The sequence below is a fragment of the Vibrio sp. SCSIO 43140 genome, from assembly GCF_023716585.1.
GTDB lineage: Bacteria > Pseudomonadota > Gammaproteobacteria > Enterobacterales > Vibrionaceae > Vibrio > Vibrio maritimus_B.
This window is the reverse complement of the sequence record NZ_CP071850.1, coordinates 159,568-175,203: the sequence shown is the minus strand read 5'-3', so window position 1 is coordinate 175,203 and position 15,636 is coordinate 159,568. Positions and strand designations below refer to the sequence as shown.

At 46.9% G+C, this 15,636-nt stretch carries 13 protein-coding genes, 1 tRNA gene and 2 rRNA genes; 4 read left to right on the top strand and 12 right to left on the bottom strand.

What is annotated here, in order from left to right; genetic code table 11:
* Positions 1-19 precede the first annotated feature (19 nt).
* The 5 genes from gspG to gspC form a co-directional block, all read right to left on the bottom strand.
* Entirely contained in the window at positions 20-463 is a 444-nt protein-coding gene (gene gspG, locus J4N45_RS00835; protein WP_128648806.1) for a type II secretion system major pseudopilin GspG, read from the bottom strand.
* A 62-nt stretch (positions 464-525) separates the two neighbouring features.
* Entirely contained in the window at positions 526-1,758 is a 1,233-nt protein-coding gene (gene gspF, locus J4N45_RS00830) for a type II secretion system inner membrane protein GspF (RefSeq protein ID WP_252013067.1), read from the bottom strand.
* A gap of 1 nt (position 1,759) precedes the next feature.
* Positions 1,760-3,253, bottom strand: coding sequence for a type II secretion system ATPase GspE (gene gspE / locus J4N45_RS00825; protein WP_252013065.1), 1,494 nt, complete (start codon positions 3,251-3,253; stop codon positions 1,760-1,762).
* Between the two features lie 2 nt (positions 3,254-3,255).
* Positions 3,256-5,280 carry a type II secretion system secretin GspD gene (gspD, locus tag J4N45_RS00820; RefSeq protein WP_252013062.1) on the bottom strand — a complete coding sequence of 675 codons (2,025 nt, stop codon included), beginning with the start codon at positions 5,278-5,280 and terminating at the stop codon, positions 3,256-3,258.
* A 31-nt stretch (positions 5,281-5,311) separates the two neighbouring features.
* The gene (gene gspC, locus J4N45_RS00815) at positions 5,312-6,238 is read right to left on the bottom strand and encodes a type II secretion system protein GspC (RefSeq protein WP_503055637.1); all 927 of its coding nucleotides are present in this window, start codon (positions 6,236-6,238) and stop codon (positions 5,312-5,314) included.
* A 261-nt stretch (positions 6,239-6,499) separates the two neighbouring features.
* Between gspC and hslR the strand changes: the two genes are divergently transcribed.
* From hslR to J4N45_RS00795, 4 genes are all read left to right on the top strand, one after another.
* Complete coding sequence (gene hslR, locus J4N45_RS00810) at positions 6,500-6,886, top strand: ribosome-associated heat shock protein Hsp15 (protein WP_042478583.1); 387 nt, start codon at positions 6,500-6,502, stop codon at positions 6,884-6,886.
* Positions 6,887-6,901: 15 nt separating this feature from the next.
* The gene (gene hslO, locus J4N45_RS00805; protein WP_252013060.1) at positions 6,902-7,783 is read left to right on the top strand and encodes an Hsp33 family molecular chaperone HslO; all 882 of its coding nucleotides are present in this window, start codon (positions 6,902-6,904) and stop codon (positions 7,781-7,783) included.
* 347 nt (positions 7,784-8,130) lie between these two features.
* The gene (pckA, locus tag J4N45_RS00800; protein ID WP_042478579.1) at positions 8,131-9,759 is read left to right on the top strand and encodes a phosphoenolpyruvate carboxykinase (ATP); all 1,629 of its coding nucleotides are present in this window, start codon (positions 8,131-8,133) and stop codon (positions 9,757-9,759) included.
* Between the two features lie 109 nt (positions 9,760-9,868).
* Positions 9,869-11,761 (top strand): AsmA family protein, encoded by a 1,893-nt coding sequence (locus J4N45_RS00795; protein ID WP_252013058.1) that lies wholly within the window; start codon positions 9,869-9,871, stop codon positions 11,759-11,761.
* A gap of 35 nt (positions 11,762-11,796) precedes the next feature.
* On the opposite strand, the gene J4N45_RS00790 is transcribed toward J4N45_RS00795, so the two are convergent.
* From J4N45_RS00790 to rrf (J4N45_RS00760), 7 genes are all read right to left on the bottom strand, one after another.
* Positions 11,797-12,717: a bifunctional GNAT family N-acetyltransferase/hotdog fold thioesterase gene (locus tag J4N45_RS00790; protein ID WP_234494736.1), complete on the bottom strand. Its 921-nt coding sequence runs from the start codon at positions 12,715-12,717 to the stop codon at positions 11,797-11,799.
* A gap of 38 nt (positions 12,718-12,755) precedes the next feature.
* Positions 12,756-13,190 (bottom strand): D-aminoacyl-tRNA deacylase, encoded by a 435-nt coding sequence (gene dtd / locus J4N45_RS00785; protein WP_234494737.1) that lies wholly within the window; start codon positions 13,188-13,190, stop codon positions 12,756-12,758.
* Complete coding sequence (locus J4N45_RS00780; protein ID WP_252013057.1) at positions 13,162-14,097, bottom strand: virulence factor BrkB family protein; 936 nt, start codon at positions 14,095-14,097, stop codon at positions 13,162-13,164. The genes dtd and J4N45_RS00780 overlap by 29 nt, the downstream gene beginning before the upstream one ends.
* A gap of 7 nt (positions 14,098-14,104) precedes the next feature.
* Entirely contained in the window at positions 14,105-14,689 is a 585-nt protein-coding gene (locus tag J4N45_RS00775) for an AAA family ATPase (RefSeq protein WP_252013056.1), read from the bottom strand.
* Positions 14,690-15,111: 422 nt separating this feature from the next.
* Positions 15,112-15,227: ribosomal RNA gene (gene rrf / locus J4N45_RS00770) — 5S ribosomal RNA — on the bottom strand.
* A 47-nt stretch (positions 15,228-15,274) separates the two neighbouring features.
* Positions 15,275-15,350: transfer RNA gene (locus J4N45_RS00765), tRNA-Thr, on the bottom strand.
* 63 nt (positions 15,351-15,413) lie between these two features.
* A 5S ribosomal RNA gene (gene rrf, locus J4N45_RS00760) occupies positions 15,414-15,529 on the bottom strand.
* Between the last annotated feature and the right edge of the window lie 107 nt (positions 15,530-15,636).

The following is a 15,636-nucleotide window of genomic DNA, read 5'->3' as shown; positions in this document are numbered from 1 at the left end:
GATGCCCCTCAATACGAAATTACTGGAAGTCTTGAATGTTCCAGTTGCCGATATCAGCGGCAGGGCCTTCACCACCTTCTTGACCGTCCGCACCCAGCGTGAAGATATCGATCGTGCCTTTATCGCCTGGGCTTAGGTATTGATATTCGTTGCCCCATGGATCGGCAGGAAGACGACGAATATAGCCACCATCGCGGTAGTTACGTGGCTCAGGGTTGCTAGGCTTAGTTACCAATGCCTCTAGACCTTGGTCAGTCGTCGGGTAAACGCTGTTATCCAACTTGTACATGTCCAGCGCGTTTTCAAGAGCAACAATATCGGTTACGGCTTTTTGTTGGTCCGCTTTCTCTTTGTTGCCCAGCAAGTTAGGCACAACGAAGCTCGCCAAAATACCCAAAATAACAACCACTACCATTACCTCTAGCAGGGTAAAGCCGGATTGTTTTTTCATTCTTTTTTTCATCTCTAACTCCAAATAAAGCATCCTCAAAATTGAGGACAATAGTAACCGTCCGCCTGGTTAGATTAACCAGACATCAAATTGTTCATTTCCAATATTGGCATTAAGGTCGCCATCACAATAAACAGCACTAACCCAGCCATCACCGCGATCAACGCGGGAGTAAAAATACCAAGCGCGATGTTCACGGTAGACTCAAAGCTTTGGTCTTGGTTATCAGCGGCGCGAGTCAACATACTCTCTAACTCACCACTTTGCTCACCACTGGCAATCATATGCAGCATCATAGGTGGGAACAGCTTTGTTTGCTCAAGCGCTTTGCGAAGGCTGGCACCTTCTCGCACGTTATCAGCAGCGGTCGACACCTGCTTCTTAGCAAAGTGGTTGGTCATCACATCCACGGAGACCTTCATTCCCTCTAGGATAGGAATGGCACTGGAGGTACAAATTGCCAGAGTGCGAGCAAAGCGCGAGGTGTTAAGGCCTCGAGCGATCTTACCAATCAATGGGAAACCCAGAACCTTAGTATCCCAACTCATTCGAATTGAGGGCTTACTCAGCGCCACTTTAACCAGATAAAAAGTGACAACAAAGCCGCCTAATAACATCAGACCCCATTGCTGGATAAAGTCACTCGATGATAAGAGAAATTGCGTCGATGCGGGTAACTCTTGTCCCATCTGTACAAACTGACCGACAATCTTAGGCACCACGGCAGCAAGCAGAAATGCCACAATCGCGACCGCAAATACCACCAGCACAACAGGGTAGATCATCGCTTGCTGCAGTTTGGAGCGCATTTTTTGTCGATTCTCAGCATAATCCGCCAACCGCTCCAAGATAGAATCTAGGTGCCCTGACTTCTCCCCTGCCGCGACCATAGAGCGAAACAGTTCATCAAAAACGTGTGGGTAGTCAGCTAAGCTATCTGACAGGGTATAACCTTCAGTAACCTTAGAGCGGATTGCTGCCAACATGGTTCTAATGCGTGGCTTCTCCGATTGCTCAGACACCGCTTTTAGACATTCCTCAAGCGGCATGCCCGATTGAACTAAGGTCGATAGCTGTCTGGTTATGAGAGCCAAGTCAGGTGTGCTCAAACCTCGTTTGAACATCGGCTTGGCATTGCTATTGCCCGATGAGCCAGATTGAGCCTTGCCTTTCGCCTCAACAATATCAACCGGCATCAGGCCTTGCTCTTTTAGGCGTTGGCGTGCCTGACGAGCGTTATCGCCCTCAATGAGCCCTTTGACTTGTTTGCCCTTCGCATTGAGAGCTTTGTATTCAAACGCTGCCAAGTTACGCTTCCTTCGTCACACGCATGACTTCTTCTAGCGAGGTCACACCAAGTTTTACCTTGTGGAAGCCATCATCACGAATACTTGGCGTATGAGAGCGCACGGCTTTTTCAATCGCCTGCTCACCGGCTTCGTCATGGATAAGTGACTGCACGGTATCGTCAACCATCAACAGTTCGTGAATACCAGTACGCCCACGGTATCCTTTGTGGTTACAGTGCTCACAGCCCACCGCTTTATGTAGCGTAAGTGGCTGCGCTTCCGTTAGACCAAACAGTTGCTTGGTGGCCGAGTCAGCTTCGTAAGGCTCTTTACAATCATTACAAAGCGTTCGTACTAATCGCTGAGCAAGAACACCCAGCAAAGATGACGAGATAAGGAATGGTTCAATACCCATATCACGCATACGCGTAATCGCACCAACTGCAGTGTTAGTATGAAGCGTCGACATCACCAAGTGACCCGTTAAGGACGCTTGCACCGCAATCTGCGCCGTTTCTAAGTCACGGATCTCACCAACCATCACCACGTCCGGGTCCTGACGCAAAATCGCACGCAGCCCACGAGCGAACGTCATATCAACCTTTGGGTTCACCTGTGTCTGTCCAATACCATCGATATCAAATTCGATAGGATCTTCTACGGTCAGTATGTTGCGCTCGTTACTGTTGATCTCTTGCAAGCCCGCATACAGGGTGGTCGATTTACCTGACCCCGTAGGACCAGTGACTAGGATAATGCCGTGCGGACGTTGGATGAGGTGCCTGAACTTCTCATGATTCTCAGGCGTCATACCTAAACTATGCAAATCCAAGCGTGTAGCGTTTTTATCGAGAAGACGCATCACCACACGCTCACCGTGTGACGACGGCATAGTCGACACACGTACATCCACCGCTCGACCACCGATACGTAGCGAGATACGACCATCTTGAGGAACACGCTTTTCAGCGATATCCAGCTTCGCCATAACTTTAACGCGTGAGACCAAAAGCGGCGCTAGCTTGCGACTTGGCGCAAGAACATCACGCAATACGCCATCAATTCTAAAGCGAATCGACAGCACTTTTTCGAAGGTTTCGATGTGAATATCCGACGCACCCTCTTTAATCGCTTCACCAAGCATGGCGTTGATAAGCTTGATAATCGGTGCATCATCGTCAGACTCAAGTAGGTCTTCATCTTGAGGGAGCTCTTCCGCCAACGAGAAGAAGTCGTCGCTGTCTGCACCAATGTCTTCCATCAATTGGCGCGCTTCAGATGAGTCACGCTGGTAAGCCTGAGTCAGTTTGGCATCGAACTCACTTGATAGTAGAGAGTGCAGCTCGAAGGGTCTACGAAAGACCCTTTTCACTTCTTGCAATGCGTTGAGTGCAAGTGGCTCTACATAGTAGAGCACCGACTGCTCTTCATGTGCTTCAAACACCACTTTAAAGCGATTAGCAAAGCTAAACGGCAGGCGGTTTGCCAAAGGGCGATGCTCTAAGCTTTCCATAGTTAGTTCGCTTCTACTTGATCGATAAAGGCTTGAATCTCTGAAGGATAACGATCGGTTTCGTTAAACTCAGGCAGTACCGGAATAAAGCCATCGTCCATTAATTTCAGACCTTTGTCTGCCTTAAACAACTGCTCAGCACGAATGTAGTTGTACTTACGCTGAGTAATACCATCTGAGGTCATGCCATCACGAATAATGGTTGGCTTGATAAACACCATTAGGTTCTTTTTCTCAACGGTGGTCGACGTAGAGGTGAACAGGCGACCTAGGTAAGGAATGTCACCGAGGAACGGAACTTTGGATTCACTCTCTGCAGCACGCTCGTCAATCAAACCACCAAGCACAAGCATCTGACCATCTTGGATCATCACAGAGGTATTCAACTGACGCTTGGCAAAGCGCACGTCTACCGCACCATTGGCGCCCAGCACGTTCGACACTTCTTGCTCAATGTTGAGCTGTACCGAGTTACCTTCGTTGATCTGCGGCACAACCTTCAGCTTGATACCGACTTCTTTACGGTCAACGGTCTGGAACGGGTTGCTGTTGTTTGAACCAGCGGTTGAACCCGTCAAGACCGGCACCTCTTCACCCACAATAAACGAAGCTTCACCGTTATCCATCACGGTAATACTTGGCGATGACAGAATGTTTGAGTTGGATTGACTCGATACTGCGGTAATTAACGCGGTCCAGTCACCCAAGGCAATACCTACAGCGGCACCTTGAACGCCACCTAGCGCACTCGCCAATTTGCTGTAATCACCACTGGTTGTTGTTTCTACGTTATATGGGTTGCCATCAGAGTCGACACGCGTTTCTGTCGTTTTCTGATCTTTCGCTTCTTCCATACCAACCATAACACTGCCGATAGACGCGCCTGTATTACTAAACTGAACCACTCCACCGTTGGATAGCGAGCCCCATTGAACGCCTAGGTTGGCGCCATCGACATCCGCAAGTTCGACGATCAGCGCTTCAATCAACACCTGTGCACGGCGAATATCGAGCTGAGCAATAACCTCAAGCAGTGCTTTCATGATATCTGGCGGCGCAGTAAGTACTAACGCATTGGTATCTGGGTGCGCGGCAATCATGACTTCGGTGCGGTTCGCCGTGGAACCTGATTTCGAGCCCGATTGCTTTTCCTTTTGTAGGTTGTCTGATACGCCCTTCAGCACATCAACGAGGTCTTCAGCTTTCGCGTATTTTAGGTATTGAACGCGGTTATTACCCTTGGTCGCCATCTCAATATCAAGCTGACCAATCAAACGACGTAGACGTTGACGAACTTTTGGGTCACCTGAAATAAGAATAGAGTTGGTACGCTCATCCGCCACCAGCTTAGGTTGGAGCAACGCAGGGGTATTCTTTGCATCGGTGGTTTTGTTCAACGCATCGACGATACGCACCATTTCAGCCGCGGATGCGTTTTTAAGCTCAACGACTTCCACTTCTTTGTCGCCTGCTTGGTCAACGCGACGAATGATATCCGCCAGACGGTTAACAACTGCAGCACGACCTGTAATGAGGATGATGTTTGCAGGATCGTAGTGGACTACGTTACCTGCCCCAGCATTATCATTAAGCTGTCTTAGTAGTGGTGACAGTTCACGTACCGAAACGTTCTTTACCGCTACAACGCGCGTTACTACCGTATCACCGGCCGTAATGTCGGTATCGCCAACAACTGGGATTGCCGATGTCTTCGCGTCTTTTGCCTTAATCACTTTTAGAATGCCGTTGTCCATCTCAACAACGGCAAAGCCATATACCTCAAGTACATTTAGGAAAAAGCTGTAATACTGCTCTTCATTGAGGACGTCGTAGCTGCGTACGTCGACTTTGCCACGTACTGACGGATCAACGATAATGGTCTTGTCGAGGTTTCGCCCGACAATATTGATAAACTCATGAAGGTCAGTGCCTTTAAAACTGGCGCTAAATTCATTGGCTGATACCGCTGGGACAGCCAATAGGCTCCCCATCAATAACCAGGTACTTGTTTTAAGCCAACTTTTCACTTAATGCTCCCTTGTAATACTGTCCACATGACTAAAATTGGATAAAGATGTCATGTTGCTGTCCATCGCGCTCAACGGTGAGGTTTAATTCTGTCAGTTCAGTGATGGATTGATAAATCTGTCCCATAGCCGCAGGGTCGGTCAGGTCTGCACCGTTAAGTGCCACGGCAATATCGCCATTTTGTAGACCAACCGAGTTAAATAACTCAGGATCTCGTCCTGGGCTCACTCGATATCCCTTCACCTGGCCGTCACGCTTTACTTGAGAAAGCCTAACGTACTGAAATATTTGCTGTGGGTCTTGAGTAATTGTGTTACGAATCGCTGCTAGCTTTTCTTCTGCATCTACTGGGTTGTTACCAACCACATTAGATGCTTCTGCTTGAGGTCGTTGATTTAACTCAAGCTTTTTATATTCGAGTCCTTCAAGCATAACGGTCTCGTCACGACCTGCGTTGGAGATGATAATACGATCAATTAATACCGCATTGATGGTTGCTCGAGTGCCATCAATTTGCTCACCAATACCATAGGTGCCTTGTTTACCACGATTAGCCACTACTGCTAAGCTCAGGTCAGGATTAGAACTCACGACAGAACCCACCAGCACCACATTCAAACGACTTTTTGGCGCATCGGTCACGACAGGGGCTTGTACCACTTTTTGTTCTCGGCTGTAAGCACCGAAGATATTGGCGTTATTAATATCTGAAGATTGCAGCTTGGTGGTTTGTGATGAGTTCGCAGTGCTCACTGCCGCTGGCGGAGCCCAACGCGTCACAGAATGTGATTGGGGAAACAACTGCCATAACAACGCACCCGCGATCCAACAAGAGATCACAAGTAACACTAACGTCAGAAGTAAACTGATTTGAGGCTGATACTGCGTGCAACGTCTTAAGAGTGAGGTCAAAGAGGCAGCGGAGACACTGTTCGCCGATATAGATAATCCTTTCACTCTCTAACTTCCTGCTTGGTAATGAACTTTCCAGTTATTCACTATGTTATAAATCCAATGATATAAGCAACTTTTGCTTCCTGCCAACCGACAGAATATAGCATAACTAGTATTACAGTAATGCGAATACGTGTTTGGGGTTGAATTTTTTAGACCCAAGCACCATTTAGTACACCAATAGCAAGATAAAAGTATTACTAGTTCCGTACGGTAAGTCATGACTGACTTTTGCCGTCACTTACTTAGAAAGTAGGATTCACAATGAGTTCCGAGAATAATTCTGTTCGATTGGATAAATGGCTGTGGGCCGCTCGCTTCTATAAAACCAGAAGTATCGCGCGAAATATGGTCGATGGTGGCAAAGTCCACTACAATGGACAGCGCTCGAAGCCGAGTAAAATAGTGGAATTGGGAGCTGTCATCGCTCTACGCCAGGGTAACGAAGAGAAGACCGTGGTCATTGAGCGTATTTCAGATCAACGCAGAGGTGCACCGGAAGCCCAGACTCTCTATAGCGAAACCTCTGAGAGTATCGCAAAGCGAGAAGACAACGCGTTGAAGAGAAAACTGCACGCACACAACCCAAGTCCTGAACGTCGACCTGACAAAAAGCAGCGTCGCGATATCATTAAATTTAAACACCAATAAGCTGGAGCTTCCTCAATGGCTAACAACATACTTAACCGCTACCTTTTTGAAGAACTGTCTGTGCGCGGCGAACTCGTGCAAATGGATACAGCTTATCAAGAAATTCTATCAAGCAAGGAATACCCTGCGCCGCTACAAAAGCTGCTGGGTGACCTGCTGGTATCAACAAGTCTACTTACAGCGACACTGAAGTTTGAAGGTTCGATTACCATGCAACTTCAAGGTGATGGTCCAGTATCGCTAGCAGTTATCAATGGCGATCACAACCAGAAACTCCGTGGCGTTGCACGCTGGGAAGGTGACATTGCTGATGATGCAACTATCCACGACATGATGGGCAAGGGCTACCTTGTGATTACGATTACTCCGGACAAGGGTGAACGTTATCAAGGTGTCGTCGGCCTAGAAGGCGATAACCTATCTGAGGTACTAGAAGGCTACTTCGAGCGCTCTGAACAGCTTAAGACGCGCCTCTGGATCCGCACTGGTGAGTTTGAAGGCAAGCCTCACGCTGCAGGCATGATGTTGCAGGTAATGCCTGACGGCACTGGTACACCAGAAGACTTCGAGCACCTTGAGCAGCTAACAGACACCATCAAAGATGAAGAGCTATTCGGCCTAGATGCGAATACCTTATTGTACCGCCTATACAACCAAGACAAGGTTCAAGTGTTCGAGCCGAAAGAGGTTGAATTCTTCTGTGGCTGCTCGCGCGAGCGCAGTGCCAATGCGATTGTGACTGTTGCACAAGAAGAGATCTTCGAGATCATTGCTGAAGAAGGTCAAGTGGCGCTTCATTGCGACTACTGTGGCACGACTTACGCGTTCGATGAAGCCGAAGTCAAAGCGCTTTACGCGGAAGCAAATTCAGACGCAGGTGACAAGACGATCCATTAATCGTCACTGAGTTCCAGTTCATAAAGCCAGATCGCTAGCGATCTGGCTTTTTTTGTTCTTTTTATTTAACAGAATTGCAAAAAACATGAACAGAGCATCTAACCAAATACGTAAATGATGTGTTACATTTGATCTAGCGCAAAGGTTTGCTTCGAGGAGAAATTAGCCCAAATTCAATATGTGATAGAACACTTAAAACCATCAATAACTGATGACTAATTTTTGAACTACCTCCCTGTTTTATCGGATATCCGTTGCTAGCATGGAGTTCAAAATAAAAAACAAAATAACAAATAAACAATTACTACAATTTTAAAATCCCTACAAAAATCCAATAAGGAGCACCTATGACCGTTATGGACATTAACAAGGCTGCACAAATCGATCTTACCAAGTACGGAATCACTGGCGTAACTGACATCGTTCGCAACCCAAGCTACGAACAGTTATTTGAAGAGGAAACTCGCGAAGGTCTGGAAGGCTACGAAAAAGGCGTAGTCACTGAGCTTGGCGCCGTTGCTGTAGATACGGGAATCTTTACTGGACGCTCTCCTAAAGACAAATTTATCGTTAAAGACGCTACAACAGAAGAACACATGTGGTGGACAAACGATAAAGTCAAAAACGACAACAAACCTATGTCCCAAGAGGCATGGAATGACCTTAAAACGCTTGTCACTGGTCAACTATCCAATAAACGTCTATTCGTGATCGACGGATTCTGCGGTACCAACCCAGATACGCGTCTATGTATCCGAATCATCACAGAAGTCGCTTGGCAGGCTCACTTCGTGAAAAACATGTTCATTCGTCCAACCGAAGAAGAACTCGCAACTTTCGAGCCAGACTTCGTGGTTATGAATGGTGCGAAGTGCACTAACCAGAAATGGCAAGAGCACGGTTTGAATTCTGAAAACTTCACAGCATTTAACCTAACCGAAAGAATGCAGCTTATCGGCGGAACATGGTACGGCGGCGAGATGAAGAAAGGTATGTTCGCAATGATGAACTACTTCTTGCCACTGCGTGATATCGCATCGATGCACTGTTCTGCCAACATGGGTCAAGAAGGCGACGTTGCTATCTTCTTCGGCTTGTCAGGCACCGGTAAGACAACTCTTTCAACCGATCCTAAACGTGCACTTATCGGTGACGATGAGCACGGTTGGGATGACGATGGCGTATTTAACTTCGAAGGCGGTTGCTACGCGAAAACAATCAACCTATCTAAAGAAGCTGAGCCAGACATCTATAACGCTATCCGCCGCGATGCGTTGTTAGAGAACGTAACGGTTCGCAATGACGGCTCTATCGATTTTGATGACGGCTCGAAGACAGAGAACACTCGTGTTTCTTATCCACTTCACCACATCGAGAATATCGTTAAGCCGGTATCAAAAGGTGGTCACGCGAATAAAGTGATCTTCCTTTCTGCTGATGCATTCGGTGTACTACCTCCGGTTTCTAAACTGACGCCAGAGCAAACCAAGTACCACTTCCTATCAGGCTTCACTGCGAAACTAGCAGGTACTGAGCGTGGTATTACAGAGCCAACACCAACCTTCTCTGCGTGTTTCGGTGCGGCGTTCTTGACGCTTCACCCAACTAAGTACGCTGAAGTGTTAGTTAAACGCATGGAAGCTGCAGGTGCTGAAGCTTACTTGGTTAACACTGGCTGGAATGGCACAGGCAAACGTATCTCTATCCAAGATACACGTGGCATTATCGATGCGATCCTAGATGGCTCTATCGAGAAAGCAGAAACCAAGAACATCCCAGTGTTCAACCTAGAAGTTCCAACTTCACTTCCAGGTGTCGACCCTGCGATCCTAGATCCTCGTGAAACTTACGTTGACCCGCTTCAGTGGGAAAGCAAAGCGGCAGATCTTGCCCAGCGCTTTATCAACAACTTCGATAAGTACACGGATAACGACGAAGGTAAGTCATTGGTAGCAGCGGGCCCTCAGCTCGACTAATACTTGGATAGATATCCAACTTTTTAATACCAGCCCCTCAATTAGAGGGGCTTTTTTACGCTATACGCGCTAAATTATTGTTTATGTTGAAAGCTTGGACATACGTTTCGTGGTAAGAAAGATTGTTGCGCTGTTTGTCGCCGTATTGGCACTGGGTCTACTGACCATATTGATCGTGTTCGGTTTACTGCATACCCAATATGCAAAACCGATGGTTATCTATACCCTAGATAAAGGACTCGGCATTCACGTTAAAAGCGAATCGATTCAATACCATTATCCAAATCAGGTCACTTTCCAGAACGCTCGATTTGAGCTTCCTGATCAGCAGCCTGTGGAAGTCGCTGAGCTTTCCGTCTGGTTGTCTACTCAACTCTCTACCAAACAGCCAGTCACTATTTATGAGCTCTTGATCGACGGCGCATCAATATCTGCATCACAGACGCCATCAATAGCTCTGCTGAAACAATGGCAGATCGAGAATATCGCACTCGATCATATTGATTACAGCCATGGCGAGATGATCATCAACGATCTTCGACTGCAGCTAACCGGCATCGAGCTTGGCGATAGTGTCATAACAAGCAAAGGAAACGTGCAGCTTCAAGCCTCTCAGTTCTACTATCAAGGCTCTTCGCTGCGAAACCTATTAGTCGATGGGGAGTTGGATGGCGATAACAGCAAAATACTCGGAGCCTCGTTTACATGGAATAAATCCAGTATCTCGACACAAGCACAAATACAAAATGGACGTTGGTCACTGGTCAATACCACAATAGATCGATTGGACTTAGATGCCACAGCCCAAGATGATCCATTACTTTCAATTCTTAAGGAGCACGTGGGTCATATCAATAGCTTAGATATTCTCAACTCAACGCTAAGCAATAATGATATGACCGTCGACAACATCAGCGCTTCTATAGAGAACATTGATTTGGATAAATCGCTTTGGAAACAATCCGAAGCCTATATCTCTGTTGATGCAGACCAACTCATATGGCGCGGCTTTGAGTTCATCGAACCAACTCTAGAGGTTTACGCAAATGAAGAGCGAATAGAGGTTGCGGACCTCGACACCCAACTAGAACAGGGTCGCATCCAGCTTTCCGGCTACGTGAAGCCCAATGAAATAAAGCTCGATAAACTTGAAGTAGATGGCGTTAAATACATTCAAGAGGGAGACAAGCCTTCTCTATTAGACCTATTTGCAGATGTGAGTATTGATGATCTCAAATCCGTCGCCATTGATCGCGTTGCTATCAACCGCTCACAATGGATTCAGCTTTCGACAAAGCCATTTTGGCAAGTCACTGGATTTAATATGGAAGCTTCTGACTTACTGCTAAAAAGAGACTATCAATGGGGACTCTGGCAAGGCAAAGCAACAGCATCGGCTAATAGCGCTAGTATTGATAAGATACTTGCTAACCAGGTCATCATGGAGACAGAAAGCAAAGAAGGAAAATGGCAGTTAAACCGTCTCTTCATCCCATTCGAGCAAGGCTACTTTACCTCGACGGCAAGTTTAGATTTTGGTGCACCGAGTCAGCCTCTCGCACTTAATGCGAAAGCATTTTCCCTCCCTCTCGCATTGACGCAGTACTTGTTTGATTCTGATGACATTCAACTGACAGGTACCGCGGATTTAGACCTCGATATCAGCGCCCTTATCGCAGATAACCTCTCTCTTTCACAGACGCTGTCAGGTAGCCTAAGCAGTAGCTTTTACAACACTGAAATCCAAACCCGACATTCGGAGCAGCCTCAAGCACTGGAGGTTACGCCCCTCAAGATGACGGCTGACAGAGGGGTAATAGAGTTGGAGTCTCTAGAAATATCTGGGGGGGACATTGAGGGCTCTGCGGGCGATTCAATAGACCTTCATTCCCAGTCGATGCAAGCGGTCACCATTAAGTTAACCGAGACTTGCAAGGCCGAATACGAACTACACATTCTGACCGGAGAGGTGGTCTCCTCTCCTTTAGACGCCTGTCCTTAAACAAAACCCCTATCTATAAGATAGGGGTTTTTCTATTAGCTCGATAGCAGCTTGTCTTGGTAGTTGGGTAACAGCATATAGGTCCCAACGAACTCCACCGCGGGGCTATCACCACTATAGATGGTGACATTGATGACGATACGTGCCTTCTTACCTGCCGCAAGCCTATCCAAGTCACCACTAATCCCATCAAGAGACGTAACAGAAACCGGACTAGACTCCACTGGGTGTTTGTAGCGAATTCGACTGTCTGCCAGAACAATATCGGCAACCAATCCGCGCTCACGCATAAGCAGCCACGTCATTCCCCAGCCAGTTAAGGTCGCTAGAGTAAATGCCGAACCGGCAAACATAGTGTTATGAGGGTTCAGATTAGGGTTCAATTGGGCACTGCACTCAAAGCGATAGCCCGTGTATTGATTAATCTTAATGCCCATCTTGTCACTGATTGGGATCTGTTGTTCCCAGCGGTCTTGCAACTCGGCGCACCATTCCGGACGTCGTAACACTTTTGCAAGCGGGTCAAGTTGTTTGACCATCTGTTGGTGACGAACCGGGCCCTTCTGATCGTTGAGCTCTCCCTGACTACTAAACCCATTGGTTTCGTAAAAGGAGATAGCATCCTCTCGAGCGTTACAAACAAGTCTCTTAACGCCCTCTTGACGAGCAAAAGACTCTAGAGCAACGAGTACTAAAGACCCCATACCCTTGTTACGGCGGCTATTTTTAACCGCCATGTAACGGATCTGACCTTCGTTGTCTGGGGTAATGTACAAGCGACCGATTGCCATGGGTCTTCCTCGACCATCGACAATCATACGGTGATGACTCATTTCATCATACTCATCGCGCTCCGAACCCACAGGCAAACGCCACGGTTCTCGCAGCATTTGCCAACGGAAGTGGTAATACTTGGCGAGTTGATTCTCAGTCTTTGGAGTAATGAGTTTAAACATAGATATCCTTTCGCATGTAAACCTAAAGCGTTACTCGTTTATACCTGCAACCAAAAAGTTACGGGACCATCATTCACTAGAGACACCTTCATATCCGCGGCAAATTGACCACGCTCTGTAGGGAGTATCTCTAGGCAACGATCCGAAAAATAGTCGTAAAGGCGCTCCGCATCAGTTGGATGCGCACCTCTTGAGAAGCCCGCTCGAGTACCTTTCTTTGTATCGGCTGGAAGCGTAAATTGCGATACCACTAAGACGCTACCACCAACATCCTTCACACTCAGATTCATCTTACCGGCATCATCTTCAAAAACACGGTAAGTGGTGACACGCTCAACTAGGCGCTTCGCCTTAGCTTCGTCATCTTCCTTCTCTACGCCAAGTAACACTAATAAGCCCTTGCCGATCTCACCAACTACTTCGCCGTCTACTTTGACAGAGGACTCACTCACTCTCTGTATCAGTGCTATCACTTAGTCGTTCCTTATTGGTGAATTCTTTTTGATTGGCTGTCGATTGTAACATGGTGCACTTTGGTCGCCAGTGTTCTTTCTCTCCAAGTGCTGCGGTAAACTCCGCACCAATTAGCACGATGAACCAGCACAGATAGATCCACAAAAACAGGATTGGAATTGCCGCAATGGCCCCATAGATAAGCTGATATGACGGAAACTGAGTAATGTAATATGCGAAGCCCTTCTTACTGATTTCAAACAGCAGCGTGGCAATCACAGCACCTATTAAGGCATGACTTAGATAGACCTTTTTATTCGGTACCAACATGTAAAGCCCGGTAAATGCTAACATCGCTAGGAACGCAGGGAGCCAGTTAATGAAGAAGCTAAACGCTCCACTTAGGATTTGGTGTTCAAGTATCTTTAATGACGTAACATAGGAGGTGCCAACAATACTGGCACCCACCAAAATAGGCCCAAGAGTCAGAATCATCCAATACATCGAGAATGAAAATACCCGGCGACGTTTCTTTTTGACTCGCCAGATATAGTTAAGGTTGTTATCGATATTGGAGATAAGCGTCACTGCAGCGACAAACAAAAACGCACTACCAATCGCCGTCATCCTTCCGGTATTAGAGACGAATTCAGTTAATGCACCATAGACCGCATCCCCGGCTGCTGGTACAAAATGTTGAATAATGAAGTTCTGTAGTGTCTCGCCAACATTAGCAAAGATAGGAAAAGACGATAGTACCGACAGCAATACCGTCAACATAGGAACGATGGAAAGCAGGGTAATATAAGCAAGATAACCCGCATTCACATTGACCCTATCGTGAGCCATGCGCTGCACGAGATAGCGAACAAAGCTTACTAAGATAGAGATTGGCTGAATAAGTTGTGGGGGGATTTTGTCGCGCATGTTCAATCTAGCACTCCTTGCTAACTTGTGTTGCGATAACGTCAGTTGTGAGCTGATTCTTACACTGATTCAAAACAAACTCGACTCGCTTAGCTACTGACATTAAAGGGACATCAACAACTCTATATCCCAGGTTTTGATAAGTGTCGCAAAGTGATTCGTGAATACTCAGAGCTTCTTCGAAGGGATACGGGCGTACATCGTCTTGGATATAGGTCTCAGGAGTAGGCTTACAAAACAGGACGATCTTTTGATAACCGTTAGCTGCCTCGCTGCCAATAGTTTCTGACACCGGTAAGTCTCCAAATGATAGATAGGCGCAGACATCAGGGATGGCACGGTCAACAAAGCTTAGTTGTTGAGACAGCTGTCCTTTGTTTCGCTGAGCCAGCATTTGCTCAAAACACATATCCGCAAATAACCCAAGCTGCTGCCAAGGCAATACGCCACCGTCAAGCTTAGACTGCTCTTCTATGAGTATTCGCGGGATCTCTGGATATACATCGTAGCCTTCGTTTCCTAAAGCCTCTAGAAGCGTTGTTTTTCCTGACCCAGGACCGCCTGAGATAATAAAGGGTAAAGTCGCACTCATAATACATAGCTAATTCAGTAACATGATTAAAGTTTAACTTAAACCGTCAAGGTATTGTGAGTCAGAGTGGAAATAGTAGAGGAGTAATTGAATAAATAGGAAAATATGCGGATACAGAAACGCCCCAGCAATTTCTGAGGCGTGGAATTAAAGCTTGGCGATGTCCTACTCTCACGTGGGCGGTGCGGCGATCCGCAAGACACACTCTACCTTTTAAGCAAAACATTAATATGATTATACGCTAGATACGAAAACGCCCCAGCTTTTGCTGAGGCGTGGAAATAAAAGTCTGGTGATGTCCTACTCTCACGTGGGCGGTGCGGCGATCCGCAAGACACACTCTACCTTTTAAGCAAAACATTAGTATGATCATACGTTAGATACGAAAACGCCCCAGCTTTTGCTGAGGCGTGGAAATTAAAGTCTGGCGATGTCCTACTCTCACATGGGGAAGCCCCACACTACCATCGGCGCTATTGCGTTTCACTTCTGAGTTCGGCATGGAATCAGGTGGGTCCACAATGCTATGGTCGCCAAACAAAATCTTGCTTGGTGCACCTTGCTCTGCAAGATGACTCTAAATACTGGTGCTGATACCCAGACTCGAACTGGGGACCTCATCCTTACCAAGGATGCGCTCTACCACCTGAGCTATATCAGCATAGTGGTTGTCCTTCAGGACTAAAAAAGCCCGTCTTTTCAAACGGGCTCTTTAAAATTCAAAGCCTGGCGATGTCCTACTCTCACATGGGGAAGCCCCACACTACCATCGGCGCTATTGCGTTTCACTTCTGAGTTCGGCATGGAGTCAGGTGGGTCCACAACGCTATGGTCGCCAAGCAAATTCTGTTTTGCCTTCAGCTTTTCAAAAAAGCTAAAAGCCAAAATAATCTGGAAAGCTGTTATTGTGTTCTCATACACATTCAATTTGTTCTTGCTTTGAGTCC

Excerpts from the sequence above, each read along its gene's own strand:
- gspG (WP_128648806.1), bottom strand. The coding sequence starts at position 463 with ATGAAAAAAAGAATGAAAAAACAATCCGGCTTTACCCTGCTAGAGGTA.
- gspE (WP_252013065.1), bottom strand. The coding sequence starts at position 3,253 with ATGGAAAGCTTAGAGCATCGCCCTTTGGCAAACCGCCTGCCGTTTAGC.
- hslR (WP_042478583.1), top strand. The coding sequence starts at position 6,500 with ATGAGTTCCGAGAATAATTCTGTTCGATTGGATAAATGGCTGTGGGCC.
- hslO (WP_252013060.1), top strand. The coding sequence starts at position 6,902 with ATGGCTAACAACATACTTAACCGCTACCTTTTTGAAGAACTGTCTGTG.
- pckA (WP_042478579.1), top strand. The coding sequence starts at position 8,131 with ATGACCGTTATGGACATTAACAAGGCTGCACAAATCGATCTTACCAAG.
- J4N45_RS00790 (WP_234494736.1), bottom strand. The coding sequence starts at position 12,717 with ATGTTTAAACTCATTACTCCAAAGACTGAGAATCAACTCGCCAAGTAT.
- J4N45_RS00780 (WP_252013057.1), bottom strand. The coding sequence starts at position 14,097 with ATGCGCGACAAAATCCCCCCACAACTTATTCAGCCAATCTCTATCTTA.
- J4N45_RS00775 (WP_252013056.1), bottom strand. The coding sequence starts at position 14,689 with ATGAGTGCGACTTTACCCTTTATTATCTCAGGCGGTCCTGGGTCAGGA.